This window comes from Allobosea sp. LjRoot237, assembly GCF_964253285.1.
Classification (GTDB): Bacteria; Pseudomonadota; Alphaproteobacteria; order Rhizobiales; family Beijerinckiaceae; genus Allobosea.
The window spans coordinates 3,294,343-3,309,504 of the sequence record NZ_CAXUQP020000001.1; the positions used below are offsets into that span (position 1 = coordinate 3,294,343).

The 15,162-nt window shown below is 65.2% G+C and carries 10 protein-coding genes and 1 tRNA gene; 4 read left to right on the forward strand and 7 right to left on the reverse strand.

Going from position 1 to position 15,162, the window contains the following annotated elements:
- Positions 1-370 precede the first annotated feature (370 nt).
- Positions 371-2,062, reverse strand: a complete 1,692-nt coding sequence (locus ACSQ24_RS16000) for a winged helix-turn-helix domain-containing protein (RefSeq protein ID WP_436097903.1) — start codon at positions 2,060-2,062, stop codon at positions 371-373.
- A gap of 282 nt (positions 2,063-2,344) precedes the next feature.
- Here ACSQ24_RS16000 and ACSQ24_RS16005 point away from each other — a divergent pair, with 282 nt between their 5' ends.
- Positions 2,345-8,047, forward strand: coding sequence for an autotransporter domain-containing protein (locus tag ACSQ24_RS16005; RefSeq protein ID WP_436095630.1), 5,703 nt, complete (start codon positions 2,345-2,347; stop codon positions 8,045-8,047).
- Positions 8,048-8,189: 142 nt separating this feature from the next.
- Here ACSQ24_RS16005 and hemE read toward each other — a convergent pair whose 3' ends face one another.
- On the reverse strand, positions 8,190-9,251 hold the full coding sequence (gene hemE, locus ACSQ24_RS16010) for a uroporphyrinogen decarboxylase (RefSeq protein ID WP_436095631.1): 1,062 nt from the start codon (positions 9,249-9,251) through the stop codon (positions 8,190-8,192).
- A 225-nt stretch (positions 9,252-9,476) separates the two neighbouring features.
- Here hemE and ACSQ24_RS16015 point away from each other — a divergent pair, with 225 nt between their 5' ends.
- A complete protein-coding gene (locus tag ACSQ24_RS16015) occupies positions 9,477-10,103 on the forward strand; it encodes a DNA polymerase III subunit epsilon (protein WP_436095632.1) in 627 nt (208 codons plus the stop codon).
- Positions 10,104-10,257: 154 nt separating this feature from the next.
- Here ACSQ24_RS16015 and ACSQ24_RS16020 read toward each other — a convergent pair.
- The 4 genes from ACSQ24_RS16020 to ACSQ24_RS16035 form a co-directional block, all read right to left on the reverse strand.
- A tRNA-Ser gene (locus ACSQ24_RS16020) sits at positions 10,258-10,348 on the reverse strand.
- Between the two features lie 95 nt (positions 10,349-10,443).
- Positions 10,444-10,638, reverse strand: coding sequence for a hypothetical protein (locus tag ACSQ24_RS16025; RefSeq protein ID WP_436095633.1), 195 nt, complete (start codon positions 10,636-10,638; stop codon positions 10,444-10,446).
- A 238-nt stretch (positions 10,639-10,876) separates the two neighbouring features.
- Positions 10,877-11,989, reverse strand: coding sequence for a branched-chain amino acid ABC transporter substrate-binding protein (locus ACSQ24_RS16030; protein WP_436095634.1), 1,113 nt, complete (start codon positions 11,987-11,989; stop codon positions 10,877-10,879).
- Between the two features lie 246 nt (positions 11,990-12,235).
- Complete coding sequence (locus ACSQ24_RS16035; RefSeq protein ID WP_436095635.1) at positions 12,236-12,679, reverse strand: SRPBCC family protein; 444 nt, start codon at positions 12,677-12,679, stop codon at positions 12,236-12,238.
- Between the two features lie 118 nt (positions 12,680-12,797).
- Between ACSQ24_RS16035 and ACSQ24_RS16040 the strand changes: the two genes are divergently transcribed.
- Together ACSQ24_RS16040 and ACSQ24_RS16045 are read left to right on the forward strand one after the other, a co-directional pair.
- A complete protein-coding gene (locus ACSQ24_RS16040) occupies positions 12,798-14,018 on the forward strand; it encodes a helix-turn-helix domain-containing protein (RefSeq protein ID WP_436095636.1) in 1,221 nt (406 codons plus the stop codon).
- 38 nt (positions 14,019-14,056) lie between these two features.
- Positions 14,057-14,683: a Vgb family protein gene (locus ACSQ24_RS16045; protein ID WP_436095637.1), complete on the forward strand. Its 627-nt coding sequence runs from the start codon at positions 14,057-14,059 to the stop codon at positions 14,681-14,683.
- 19 nt (positions 14,684-14,702) lie between these two features.
- On the opposite strand, the gene ACSQ24_RS16050 is transcribed toward ACSQ24_RS16045, so the two are convergent.
- Positions 14,703-15,128: a hypothetical protein gene (locus ACSQ24_RS16050; RefSeq protein ID WP_436095638.1), complete on the reverse strand. Its 426-nt coding sequence runs from the start codon at positions 15,126-15,128 to the stop codon at positions 14,703-14,705.
- Between the last annotated feature and the right edge of the window lie 34 nt (positions 15,129-15,162).

Consider the following 15,162-nt stretch of genomic DNA (forward strand, 5'->3'; position numbering starts at 1 on the left):
GTTAACCCCTTGATTCCAGAGCGAAACCAAGCGCTTGACCGCCTCTGATGTGTATCGTCTTGTGTAGAGGACGTCGAGCAGGTGCTGGCCTTGGTCAGAAGGCCGCAGCGTGACGGCGAAGCGACCTGTGCCAAGCGAGGACGAGCCGCAGCAACCGCCCGCGGTATGACGACCGCACAGTTCAGCCCCGCGGGAATCCTTGAAAGGCATGATCAGCCGCCACCGTAGGCCGGGATGCGCCAGAGCCCGCACTGCCAACGGCGCATTTCACGATCCCTGCACGTCGCTGCTCCACCATGCACATCGAGGGGCAGGATGGCTGACGATCAGAGTTTGCCCGTGTTGTTGCCGCCGCCGCTTCTACACGGGGTCATTCCGGCAACCCGGCGGCAACCATCAGGCCTACGACCCGTTCGGACGCCTTCAGAAAAATCGCGCTGTTGTTCTTGGTGGGGGGCGGTGCGTTGTGCGCGGTCGAACCGGACCGCAGTTCCAAGGCTACCGCCATCGCCGCCCTGGCGTCGTCGGTTCGGCCCAGTTGCTGACAGGCTGCGGCCAGCAGCATATGCGTGCGTCCGCTGGCCGGCGTGATCGCAATCGATCGTTGCAGCCAGGGCAAAGCTTCTTCCGCGCGACCCATGAGAAGGTACGCCCAGCCCGCACCTACCGCCCATGTCCAGCGCGCGACCTGAGGCGTATCGAACCGGTCCGCCTGCTTGAACGAGACGAGCGCGTCATCGAAGCGGCCCAGGAAAATCTGGGACAGTCCGATGAGGTATAGCGCGATCCCGTCCCATGGATTTTGGGCGAGCACCTTGCCGCACACCACCAGGCTTTCGACGAATTGGTTGGTCGTCGACAGAAACCGCCCTTGCGTTTGCAGCACGGGAATGTAGTCGGGCCGCGCGCGCAGCGCGCGTGCCATGATCGCGCCGACGCTGTTCTCGACCGTCTCGCGCTCGGCGGTGGGAAACCAGGCCATCTGAATCCCGCGCAGTTGAAATGCCGCCAGCGCAACTTGCAGGTCGACGTTGTCGGGATCGTCGGCGAGCGTTCTCTCCAGGATCGCCAGCGCGGCGCGAAAGCGTTCCAGCGTGGTGTGGTTGATCGAGGCCGTCGCCTGTTCGATGGCGACCCTGGCAGTGCCGGTCGGCGAGCCATCGGCCCCGCGCTCGCCTGCTTTCAGCAGCGCGTTGATGCGCAGCGCCAGCGGGTGGCCCATGCCGGCGGTCAGGCGGGTCTGCTGAAGTGGCGCATCGCTGTCCGCCCGATCAATGGACAGCGATGTGGTCCACCTGACCGCGCCGGTTGCCGGCTCGGTCATGCGCGCGCGCAAATTCCACGCGGTTCCGGTCTTCTCCAGCTCACTGCTGACGACATAGTCGGCGCCCTTTGCCGCGCCGGACGGAAGCATCACGCGGATCGTCTCGATTTTCGCCAGCCCATCGGTCAGGTCACGGGTGACACCCGCCGCCATCCGGGCCGCCGGCGGATCGTCGGCCGCCGCCATGGGCATCACGGCGACGGTCACGGGCGAACCCGTAAGGAGCCCGGGGCGCCATATCGCTGCTGTCAGGGCCGTTACGCCGATCCCCGCCATGGCAACGAGCGCGGCGCGGCGGCGCATGCTGACATCGCGCCGGCCCGGCGCCGGTTCATTGTCCGCTTCGGTTCCTGTTGCCGGGTGCGCATCTCGCGGGGCGTCCGTATCCGCCTTGCCCGACACAGCGGCTGCGAACAGATAGCCCCGGCCGGACATCAGCCTGATGATCTGCCGCTGCTCGTCGCCCAGCGCGGTGCGAAGCTCGCGGATGGACTGGAACAGGCTGTCCTCGCCGACATGGATATCCGGCCAGACGGCCTCCATCAGCTCCTGCTTGCTGAGGACCCGCCCCGGATTGGCGGCGAAGACCTTCAGCATTTCGAGGCTTCTCAGCCGGATTCTGATGACGGCGCCATCAGGCCCACGCAGTTCGGCCCGCTGCCGATCCAGTTCAAATCCCAAGAACCGCAGCACGCCGCGCCTACCCCCCAGACGGCAAAAATTGGCTCCGATTACCATAAAGCGCGGCAAGGCGCGGCTCATTCAGAAAATAACGGAAACGTTCAGAACATCACGGCCTCCGATTCAGGACGTTTCCGGCCTGCGCTGGCAGGGATGGCCGACAAATAACGCGGGCGAAGGGTGAATCGATATCCGGCGGCCGCGCATCTCTTTGCGGGCCGGGGAACCATGGACACCAGAACGCCTTCGACTTCGGCGCGCGGCGGCGCGTCCCTGCGCAGCGTCATGGGCAGTCGGTTGCGGAAAGCCTTGCTGGCCTCGACGGCTTTGGTTCTGGCAATGACACTCCCTACCACGGGGCCGGCGCGGGCGCAGGACGCGACCTGGCTGGTCAATCCGGGGTCGGGTGACTTCTTCGACGCGAACAACTGGAACCCTGGCAGCGTGCCGACCGGCACGGCCAGTTTCGGCGCCTCGAACACGACGACGCTGACTCTGGGAACCTCCGGCAGCTTCGGCGGCTGGACGTTCAACGCAGGCGCCTCGAACTACACGTTCAATGTCTCGGGCGGGACGAGCCAGTATTTCACAGGAGCCGGCCTCACTATCAATGGCGGCAGCGCCGCAATCGTCAACAACGGCTTTCTGAGCTTCGCCGGTGCCAGCACAGCGGGCAGCGCCACCATCACCAATAACGGCGACCTGTATTTCCAGAACACCAGCACGGCGGGCAGTGCTACCATCAACAACAACAGTGTCCTGCAATTCTTCAGCACCAGCACGGCTAGAAATTCCACCATAAGCAACAACAACCTTCTGGTATTCTTTGACGGCAGCACGGCTGGCAGCGCCGTCATCACCAATAACGTCGGCAGTATGTATTTCTACGGCAGCAGCACGGCGGGCAATGCCAGCGTCGCCAACAACGGCGGCCTGAGTTTCTACGGTAGTAGCACCGCGGGCAACGCCAATATAACCAACGACAATATCCTGTATTTCTACGACACCAGCACGGCGGGCAATGCCGCCATTACCAACAACAACTTCCTTGGCTTCTACAACGCCAGCGCGGCCGGCAGCGCCACCATTACCAACAACTCCACCCTGAACTTCTTCGACACCAGCACGGCCGGCAGCGCCACCATCACCAACAACGCCACCCTGAACTTCTTCGGCACCGGCACGGCGGGCAATGCCAGCATCACCAGCAACAACCTCGTGCAATTCCGCGAGACCAGCACGGCGGGCAACGCTACCATCATCAACGGCGGCACTCTGAACTTCAGCGACGCCAGCATGGCGGGCAGCGCCAACATTGCCAACAACGGCCTCCTGCAATTCCTGGGCACCAGCACGGCGGGCGGCGCCAACATCGTCAACAACAACTTCCTGGATTTCTACGACGCCAGCACGGCGGGCAGTGCCACCGTCACCAACACCGGCATCCTGCAATTCAACGGCACCAGCACGGCGGGTGGCGCCACCTTCAACAACACTGGCGCTCTGCAATTCAACGGCACCAGCACGGCGGGCAGCGCCACCTTCACCAACGGCGGCGATCTGAACTTCTACGCGAGCAGCACAGCCGGCAGCGCCAATATCGTCAACATCGACAACAACAGCCGCCTGCAATTCTTCGACGCCAGCACGGCCGGCAGCGCCACCATTACCAACGGCGGAACTCTGAACTTCTTCAACACCAGCACAGCCGCCAGCGCCACAATCACCAACAACAGCCTCCTGCGTTTCTTCAACACCAGCACGGCGGGCGATGCCGCGCTGATCAACAATGCCAGCGGCACGGTCGATTTCTCGAACAGCACCGGCCCGAACGGCGACGGCAAGCTGAGCGCCGGATCGATCGCCGGGGCCGGCAGCTATGTCCTCGGCGCCAATGAACTGACGGTCGGCTCGAACAATCTCTCGACCGAGGTGAGCGGCGCCATCTTCGGCAGCGGCTCGCTGGTCAAGACCGGCATCGGCACGCTGACCCTGACCGGCGCCAACACCTACACCGGCGGCACCACCATCAACGGCGGCACATTGCAGCTTGGCAATGCCGGCACGGCCGGCTCCATTCTGGGGGCAGTCACCGTCGGCAATGCGGCCACATTTGATATCGTCAACGCCGACACAAGCGGCATCACGACGATCTCGAATAATTGGCGCACGTATTTCCGCAACAGCACCAGCGCGGGCGGCGCCACCATCACCAACAACAATCTCCTGGAGTTCTACGACGCCAGCACGGCGGGCAGCGCCACCATCGCCAACAACAGCGTCCTGCGATTCCTCAGCACCAGCACGGCGGATAGCGCAACCATCACTAATGACAGCATCCTGCAATTCCAGAACACCAGCACGGCCGGAAGCGCCACCATCACCAACAACGCCACCCTGAGCTTCTACGACACCAGCACGGCCGGCAATGCCAGCATCACCAACAACAACCTCGTGCAATTCCTGGGCACCAGCACGGCGGGCAGCGCTACCATCATCAACAGCGGCAGCGGCAGCCTGAACTTCAGCGCCACCAGCACGGCGGGCAGCGCCACCATTACCAACAACAATCTCCTGGAATTCCTGGACACCAGCACGGCCGGCAGTGCCGCGATCACCAACAACGGCGGTCTGTATTTCTACCACACCAGCACGGCGGGCAGCGCCAACATCACCAACATCGTCGGCATTGGCTTCTACGACAGCAGCACGGCAGGCGATGCAGCCATCACCAACAGCGGCACCCTGAGCTTCAACAACGCCAGCACGGCCGGCAGCGCCACCATCACCAACAGCGGCAGCCTGGGGTTCGCTGGAACCGCCACGGCGGACAACGCCAACATCATCAACAACAACAACCTTGTCTTCCACGGTACCAGCACGGCGGGCAGCGCCGCTATCTCCAACACCGGCCTCCTGAATTTCATGGGCAACAGCACGGCAGGCAATGCCGCCCTTATCAACAACGCAGGGGGCACAATCTACTTCTCGGGCAGCGCTGGCCCGAACGGTGACGGCAGGGTAAGCGCGGGGTCGATCGCCGGTGCCGGCAATTATATCCTCGGCGCCAATGAACTGACGGTCGGCTCGAACAATCTCTCGACCGAGGTGAGCGGCGTCATCTCCGGCACCGGCTCGCTGGTCAAGACCGGCACGGGCACGCTGACCCTGACCGGGAACAACACCTATACCGGCGGCACGACGGTCGCGGGCGGCACACTCCAATTCGGCAATGGCGCATCGGGCGGCAGCATCAATCTGGCCGGCAGTATCAACGTGACCGGCGGCACGCTGGCGATCCAGGCGCCGATAACCCTGAACGTCACGCAGAATGTGACCTTCGGCGACAACACCACGCTGTCCATCGCCGCCGGCGCGACCAGCCCCGCGCTCTCCGCCAACAGCATCACGATCGGCAACGGCGTCACCTTCAACATCAGCGGCATCACCGATGCGAGCCAGCTCGACATGGTGCTGATCGATACCACGTCCGGCATCGGCGGCGACTTCGCCAGCGTCAGCGTCGGCGGCTTCAGCGGCACGGTGGACTATCTCACCGTCTCCACCCGCAAATCGGCTGACGGCCTGCAATATCTCGCCAGCTATGGCCTGACCTGGAGCGCCGGCAACAATCTCGCCAGTGGCACCTTCACGCTGACCAACGCCACCGACAGCTTCACGGTCGGGGCGGTGCTGGCCGATCAGGCGGCTAACCTCGCGACCGGCTGGAACGGCACCTCGCTCACCAAGGCCGGCGCGGGCACGCTGATCCTGACCGGAACCAACACCTATACCGGCGGCACGACGATCTCCGGCGGCACGCTGTCGGTGTCACGCGACGCCAATCTGGGCGCAGTCACGGGCGGCTTGACCTTCGCGGGCGGCACCCTCTCGACCACGGCGAGCTTCGACACCGCGCGCGCGGTGTCGTTGACGCAGGCGGGGGGCTTCGATGTCGCAACCGGCACCGAACTCGGCTTGACGGGCGTGGTCTCGGGCAGCGGCGATCTGATCAAGCAGGGCGGCGGCACATTGCGGCTCGACAACGGCGCCAATGCCTACGGCAACACGCTAGTCGCAGCCGGTACGCTGATCGGCAACGCCGCCTCGATCTCAGGCAATATCGGCAATGCCGGCACGGTCGTCTTCAACCAGGCAGGCAATGCGAGTTTTTCTGGCGACATCGCGGCGCTCAACGGCACAAGCGGTGCGATGATCAAGCGCGGCGCGGGCGTGCTGACGCTGACTGGCCTGTCATCGCTCGACTGGACGATTGAGGCCGGCGGGCTGGTCTCCTCGGCCGAGCGCTTCGGCGGCAATGTCGCGATTGCCTCGGGCGCCTCCCTGAGATTCGACCAGGCCGTCAACGCTACCTATGCCGGTATGATTTCGGGCACCGGCAGCTTCACAAAGGCCGGCGCGGGCCTTCTCACCCTGACCGGCAATTCCTCCGCCTTCTCCGGGACGACCACGATCGAGAACGGCACGCTGGTGATCAACGGCTCACTCGGCGGCACCGTCGACGTGCTGGCCGGCGGCCGCCTGCAAGGCAGCGGCGCGGTGAGCAATATGAGCGTTTCGGGCACGATCGCGCCAGGCAACTCGATCGGCACGCTGAACATCGCCGGAAACGTCACCTTTGCGGCAGGCTCGATCTACGAGGTCGAGGTGAACGCGGCGGGGCAGTCGGACAAGATCGTCGCCGGCGGCACGGCGACCATCGCCGGCAGCTCGGTCAAAGTGCTGGCGGACATAGGCAACTATGCGCCGCAGACCCGGTACACGATCCTCACCGCCAATGGCGGCCGGAGCGGCACCTTCAGCGGCGTGACCTCGAACCTGGCCTTCCTCGATCCCTCGCTCAGCTACGACGCCAACAATGTCTACCTGACGATGATCCGCAACAATATCGGCTTCGCGGGCGTCGGCCTGACTGGGAGCCAGATCGCCACCGGCGGCGGCGTCGAGAGCCTCGGCTGGGGCAGCCCGCTCTATGATGCGGTCGTGACCCTGTCGGCGCCGCAGGCGCAACAGGCCTTTGAGCAGCTCTCGGGCGAGATTCATGCCTCAGCCAGGACCGCACTGATCGAGGACAGCCGCTTCATCCGCAACGCCGTCAACGACCGCATCCGCGCGGCCTTCGATGCCGTTGGCGTATCGGGCACGGTCTCGACCTATGACGGCGGAAAGCCTGTGGCGGTGAAGGCGAACACCGACCGTTTCGCGGTCTGGGGCCAGGCCTTCGGCTCATGGGGCCACACGAACGGTGACGGCAACGCCGCCCGTCTCAACCGCAAGACCGGCGGCTTCTTCTTCGGCGCCGATGCACCGGTGTTCGACACCTGGCGCTTCGGCGCGGTCGCTGGCTACAGCCGAACCTCCTTCGACGTGAAGGATCGCCGCTCCTCCGGCTCGAGCGACAACTACCATGTCGGACTCTACGGCGGCACGGCCTGGGGTGATCTCGCCTTCCGGACGGGCGCCGCCTACGCCTGGCATGACGTTTCGACCAAGCGGAGCGTGACGTTCCCCGGTTTCGGCGGGAGCCTGAAGGGCGACTACAACGCCGCAACGGCACAGATGTTCGGCGAACTCGCCTATGGCTTCAGCGCGGGCAGCGCCCGGTTCGAGCCCTTCGCCAACCTTGCCTACGTGAACCTCCACACCGATGGTTTCACCGAGCAGGGCGGCGCAGCGGCGCTGACCGGCGCCTCGGACAACACCGCTTCGACCTTCGCGACGCTCGGCCTTCGTGCCTCGACGACCTTCGACATCGGCGGAACCGCGCTCACCGCGAAGGGCATGGTCGGCTGGCGTCATGCCTTCGGTGACATGGCGCCGACCTCGACCATGCGCTTTGCCGGCGGCGGCAATGCCTTCGCCATCGGCGGGATTCCCATCGTACGGGATGCCGCGGTGATCGAAGCCGGCCTCGATCATGCGATCACGCCCAATGCCACCCTCGGCGTTTCCTATGGCGCCCAGTTCGGCTCGGGAATGTCCGACCAGTCGGCGCACTTCAACTTCAACGTCAAGTTCTGATGGGGAGTGGCGTGAACGAACAGAGACAGAGCTGATCCGGCGCGAAGCGTTCGGTGCGAAACGCGAGCATCATGAAGACGGCAATGCAAGAGCCCCATGGGCCGAACAATCACGGCGCTCAGCTACCGGCTTGTTGATGCTCCTAAGAGCGCCAAGCCCCTACCTGTCTGACTAACGCTGCGACATGGTCCGGAGGCGTCGTCTTCAGGATGCCGTGCCCGAGATTGAAAATAAACGGCCCATGGCTCGCTTCACAAAGTATGCGCTCGACATCGGTCGCCATTGGTTGGCCCCCAATGACGAGCATTTGTGGATCAAGGTTGCCTTGTATGCAGCGGCCTAGTTTTCGCTGAATGTTTTCAGACGCCCAGCCAATTGGGACCGCGCTATCGAGCCCGATGCAGTTCGCATGGGTCGCCTGAGCATAACCGTCATAGAGAAGGCCTGCGGCTCGTGGAAAAGCGACGACAGGCACATCCGGATGCTTCTGCCGAAGTGCCTCGACAATGTCAGCAACAGGCCGCACACACCAACGCTCGAAGAAAGGGGCCGGTAAAATGCCGGCCCAACTCTCAAACAGTTGGATCGCTTCGGCTCCCGCCTCGATTTGTCGCTCCAAGAACTGAATCGCGGCAGTGGTTAGCATGTCGATGAGAGGTTGGAACCCGTCCGGGTCGCTCAGCGCCCATTCCTTAATTATGGCGTGATCGGAACTGCCTCCGCCTCTGCCCTCGACCATATAGGTGGCAACAGTCCATGGCGCGCCGGCATAACCGATCAGAGTGACCTCGGGCGGAAGCGAAGCCGCCAGTAACCGGACAGTCTCGTAGATGGGAGCCAGTTCATCGTGCAGTCGCGCGAGCCCTAGATGCTGTCGGATGTCGTTTAGCGAGCGGATCGGCGGGCTGAGCACAGGCCCGTCACCGTCCCGGTATTCAAGGGTCTGCCCCAGTGCTGCGGCAAGTTGTGGAAGGTCGGCGAACAGGATGGCCGCATCGAGATGAAAGCGCCGAATCGGTTGGAGAGTGACCTCGGCAGCATGTTGCGGCGAATTACATAAACCGAGCATGCCGCCCGCCGAGCGGCGGGTGACATGATACTCTGGCAAGTAGCGACCCGCCTGACGCATCAGCCAGATCGGAGGGCGCTCGGTTCGTTCGCCTGCCAATGCGCGGAGGAGCAACTTTCTCGGGGGAATCGTCATTTGGCACTCAATCTGGGCCGAATCCATCGATGAATAAACCGATCAGTATCGTAGCCATCTCCAGCCTCTGCCGGAGCGCCTACTCCGTATCGGAACTGAGGCCGCGATGCATCCTGACCGAGATTGCATACTATGCGCCCGGCGTTGAAGGAACGCGCCCCCATCACCTTGAGCCGCCGCGCGATCGGGGAGTAATTTCGGATCGAGAAGGCGCGCGCGTGGCCAATGCACATTTACATCGTTACCGACTGCGAGTTCGACGGGCCGACGCCGGGCGCAAATTCGATGCTGTCGTTCGGCTCTGTCGCAGTATCGGCAGCGGGCAGCATTCTCGGCGAGTTCGAGGCCGTTCTGGAACCTCTCGATGGTGCCACCAGCGATCCGGGCACAATGGCCTTTTGGCAGAAGCATCCCGACTCATGGGAGGCCGCGACCAACAACCCGGAGCCTATCTCGTCCGTCATCGGGCGGTTTGTCGATTGGGTGAAATCATTCGGCGGCGAGCCGATCTTCGCCGCGCACCCGGTGAGCCTCGACGGGCCGTGGTTCGACTTCTATCTGCGGCGATTCACGGGGCGACCGCTCCTTGAAGGGCCATGGGTTTCCGACCGTCTCTTTCGGCATCCCCCTCTCTGCCTGATGTCCATGGTCGCGGGCAGCACTGGGCGCGGTCAGTGGGAATGTGATGTCCAGCACTATCCGCCTGACTGGCTCGGCGAAGTCGAGCACACGCATCGCGCGATCGACGACGCTCGCGGCTACAGCCCGAGCCATGGACCCTATTGCCAGCAGGCTGAAGCTAGATGGGATAAACGCATGGGTTGCGCAAGGGTCCGGCGCAACGCGAAGTGAGCTTCTTCGGAAGTCGGTTGCCGCCGAGCCCTCGATTCTCGCTTGACGGCGCGGTTATGCACATCTGGCAGAGACGCTCTCCACCCCAAATAGTTCCCCAAACCTGCGAGCCGTGGCCGGGAAAAGGTATTATTTCTCAAATAGATAGGGGTAGTGGCGGAGACGGAGGGATTCGAACCCTCGATACCCTTGTGGGGTATGCTCATTTAGCAAACGAGTGCCTTCAGCCTCTCGGCCACGTCTCCGTTGGAAGGCTCTATGCCCGATCGCGACCCGCTTTGACAAGTCGTCAGGACGCGCGATCGACAGGGATCGGGCAGATCGCCCCGATCAGGCCGCTTCAATGGCCGCGGGCGCGGTCGATGCGCTCGATCCAGGCCATGGCTTCGCCCAGCGTCGGAAAGACCGGGCCCGGCATCGCCGCATCCTCGGCCTCGTTCAGGCCGAAGCGGATGCCGTAGCCGTCCGCCTCGCGCCGAATCGCGATCAGGGACGGCTTGGCGAGGACTTGCGTGGCGGGTTCGGCGGTCGGCATGGGCAATTCCCGTTCGATCGCCCGACTGAACGGCCCAGCGCCTGAACGGTTCCCGAACGGCGCGTTCAGGAGGCGGAAGGCCGTCATTGCGAGAGCGGAGCGACGAAGCAATCCAAGGGCAGCAGGGCGCGGCGCCAAATCCCCCTGGATTGCTTCGCTTACGCTCGCAATGACGGCCCAACGAAAAAGGGCCCGCGGCACGCCGCAGGCCCCTTCCCGTCCGTCCGATGCGGCTTCGTCAGTCGGCCGCGACGATCTTGCCGGCTTCCCACTTGTACATCGAGAAGCTCGGCGAGCTCAGATCGCCGGTCTTGCCATAGGTCAGCGTGCCGATCGCGGTCTTGACCTCGAGACCGGCCTTCAGCGCCTTGGCGACCGCATCGGCCTTGGCGTCCTTGCCGGCCTTCTCGATGCCAGCCTTCAGCACCTCGACGGCGGCATAGGCGTTGAGCGTGAAGGCCTCCGGCGGGATGCCCTTCTCCTTCAGCACCGCCACCGCCTCGGCCGAAGCCGGGTTCTTCAGCGCGTCGGTCGCGTTGGTGAAGAGGGTGCCGGCCGCGGTGTCGCCGCCGATCGCCCAGAGCTCGGTGTTCGAGAGGCCCTCGCCGCCGATGATCGTCGCCTTGACGCCGGCATCGTGCAGCTGGCGGGCGAGCAGGCCGCCCTCGGGGTGGTAGCCGCCGAAATAGATCAGCTCGGCGCCGCCCGATTTCAGCCGGGTGATCACCGCCGCGAGGTCCTTGTCGCCGGGGTTCAGGGTGAGATAGGCGACTTCGGTGATGCCGCCGGCATTGATGCCCTTCTTGAAGGAATCGGCGAGGCCTTTGCCATAGGTGCCCTTGTCGTGGACGATGGCGACCTTCTTGGCCTTCAGGTTCTTCAGGACGTAGTTGGCGGCGACCTCGGCCTGCTGGTCGTCGCGACCGCAGGTGCGGAAGACGTTGGCGAGGCCGCGATTGGTCAGGGCCGGCGAGGTCGCGGTCGGCGTCACCATCAGGACGCCGCTCTCGGCGAAGACGTCGGACGCCGCCATGGCGACGCCGGAGGTCACCGGACCGACGACGAAGCGGACCTTGTCGCCGACCAGGAGGTTGGCGGCCGAAACGCCCTGCTTGGGATCGCCGGCATCGTCGGCGAGCTTCAGGACGATCTTCTCGCCGGCGATGCCGCCCTTCTTGTTGATGGCGTCGACGGCGGCCTGGGCGCCGTTCTTGACCTGGTCGCCATAGGCGGCGACGGCGCCGGTCAGCGGCGCGAGCAGGCCGATGGTGATGTCAGCGCGTGCCGGGGTGCCTGCGAACACCGCCGTGGCGAAGGCTGCTCCGATGAGGAATCGGGCTTTGAGCGTCATGTGCGTCTCCTCATGAACCGTACACTTTTTGCGTGCGACCCAATCCACGGATCGCCTGCGACCTGTATAAGCCAGAGCGAGGCGGTGCGGCACTGCGTGGCGCGTTTCTGAGCAGATGCAAAAATGCATGGCAGGCATGACGACCGACCTCGCCGCCGTTGGATCCGCCAAACTTCCCGCACCAACAAAAATCGCGATGGCAAGGGCCACCGCGATTACGCTGATATTGCTCCGACGCGAGACGCGTCAGTTCCAGTCGTCGATCTTGACGTCGTTCGGGTACGGCGCGCCCCGGCCGGTTTCGACCAGCGACTTCATGCTGAGCAGGAACACGCCCCATTTCGTGCTGCAATGATGCATGAACTCGATCGGCTCCTTCCAGCCCTCGTGCTTGAAGAGGATGATCGTGTATTCGCCCTCCTGCCGGATATCGAAGCTGACCTTCGTGCCGATCCATTCGGCGGGACCGTCGACGACCTGCCAGAGCACGCGCTTGCCCGGAGCGAGCTCGATCACCTTCATGTCGAAGAAGCCGCGCTCGCCGAACTGAAAGTGAACGACGCCGTCGACCTTGCTGTCGCCACGCGTCTCGTCCGTCCACCAGTGCGAAAGCCCGTCGATGGTGGTGAGCGCCTTGTAGACTGCCTCGGGGGACGATTTGATTCCGACTCTGTGCAGGATGTCCGGCATGATGATCTCCTCTTGTCAGGTGCCAGCGACGCGCCGTCCGGCCGTCGTGAGGAGATGAACTAGAGGCAGGACGGCAGGGAGCGGGAGTGACAAGCTTGGCGGGATTCGAAAGCTCGGCATGGACTCGCTGATCACCGCCGCCGGGCGGGCGCTGGCCGCGGGCGATCCGTTCGCCGCGCTCAACCGCATCGCCCTGCGCGAGGATGCGCCGGCGCTGGCGCTGCGCGGCATCGCGATGGCGCAGCTCGGCGATCTCACCCGCGCCAAGGTACTGCTCAAGCGCGCCGGCCAGGCGTTCGGCCCCAAGGAGCCCGTTGCGCGCGCCCGCTGCGTGGTCGCCGAAGCCGAGATCGCCCTGGTGTCGCGCGATCTGTCCTGGCCGGTGAAGGCGCTCGATGCAGCACGCACGGTACTGGAGGCGCATGGCGATCGCCTCAATGCCGCCCATGCCCGCACGATCGCGGTGCGCCGGCTGCTGCTGATCGGCCGGCTCGGCGAGGCCGAACGCGTGCTCGCCGGCTTCGACGGGAAGCCACTACCGCCAGCGCTTGAAGCTGCGCGGGCACTGGCCACGGGCGGCATCGCGCTGCGGCGGCTGCAGGCGGGAGAGGCCCGTGCGGCGTTCGCGCGGGCGGCTGAAGCGGCGCAGCGCGCTCGTATTCCGGCGCTCGTGGCCGAGGTCGAGGCCGCCGCGCGCGTGCTGGAGGAACCCGCGGCGCGGTTGATCGCCCGCGGCCAGGAGCGCCCGCTGATGCTGGGCGAGGTCGCAGCGCTGCTCGCCTCGGGCAGCTTCGTCGTCGATGCCTGTCGCAATGTCGTACGCGAGGCCGGCACGGCCGTTCCGCTCGCGACCCGGCCGGTGCTGTTTTCGCTCGCCCGCACGCTCGCCGAGGCCTGGCCGGGAGATGTCTCGCGCGAGGTACTGCTGAGACGCGCCTTCCGGGCCAAGGAGGCTGACGAGTCGCATCGCGCCCGCCTGCGGGTCGAGATCGGGCGGCTGCGCGCCGAATTGCACGGGCTCGCCGAGATCAACGCGACCAAGCGCGGCTTTGCCCTGAAGCCACACCGGGCGCGCGAGGTCGCGGTCCTGGCGCAGCCGCTGGAGGAGGCGCATGCCGATGTGCTCGCGCTGCTCGCCGATGGCGAGGCCTGGTCGAGCTCGGCGCTGGCGCTGGCGCTCAATGTGAGCCAGCGCAACATGCAGCGCGCGCTCGAGACGCTGGCCGGGGCCGGCAAGATCCAGTCCTTCGGCAAGGCGCGGGCGCGGCGCTGGCTGACGCCGCCGGTGCCCGGTTTCCCGACAGCCTTGTTACTCCCGGCCCCGCTGCCGGATGGCTAAACCCTGCCTCGGTCCAACCGAACAGAGGAGATCATCCCATGACCAGGACAGCCACCATCCTTCGCGAATACGGCCCTTTCCCCGGCGTCGAGGCCGTGCACGGCGTCAGCTATGACGGCAACAACGTCTGGTTCGCCTCCGGCGACAAGCTCAACGCATTCGATCCGGAAAGCGGCGACACGGTCCGCAGCCTCGACGTGCCCGCCCATGCCGGCACAGCCTTCGACGGCAAGCACCTCTACCAGATCGCCGAGGAGCGCATCCAGAAGATCGACCCGGAGAGCGGACGTGTGCTCTCGACCATCCCCGCGCCGGCCGGCGGCGGCGATTCCGGCCTCACCTGGGCGGAAGGCACGCTCTGGGTCGGGCATTACCGCGAGCGCCAGATCCATCAGATAGACCCGGAGACCGGCAAGGTGCTGCGCACGCTGCAGTCCAACCGCTTCGTCACCGGCGTGACCTGGAGCGATGGCGAGCTCTGGCACGCGACCTGGGAGAACGAGGAAAGCGAGATCAGGCGGGTCGATCCTGAAACCGGCAAGGTGCTGGACAGCATGCGCATGCCGGAGGGAACTTTCATCGCCGGCATGGAGGCCGGCGGCGACCGCTTCTATTGCGGCGGCGGCGGCAAGAGCGCCGTGGTCAGGGCGGTGAAGCGGAGGTGAAGGCGGGCGCCCCCGCGACCTAGCGCACCACACGCCCGCGCAACCGCGCCCCGTTCGGCAGGCGGCAGAAGCAGCGCGCACCGGCGAGAGCCCGGCTCGGCGCGGCACAGGCCCGGCGCGGGGTCTTGCAGTACGCCAAGACCGCGTTGCGGGGATCGTCAGCTGCGCCGTAGCGCGGCATGTAGATCGGGTTCTGCGAACGCGGCGCGGTCCGCGGTGTCCCGCCATAGTCGACCGGCGGGCCAGCGCCTGGGAGGCCGCCCGCCCCCGGCGCATGCAGCCTGAGATCGGGCTGGTGATCGAAGATCGAGGGCGGCCCCAGGCCCTGGCGCGGCCCGCCCGGCGCCAGCGGCGCATTGCCTGGCGTGCCGATCTGGGCGAGCGCCGGATGGACGAACAGGAATACGGCCAGCGCCGCCATCGTCCATTTCCAATACGTCACCATCTCTCGCCTCCTCTCCCGGCGCGTCGCCGAGCAG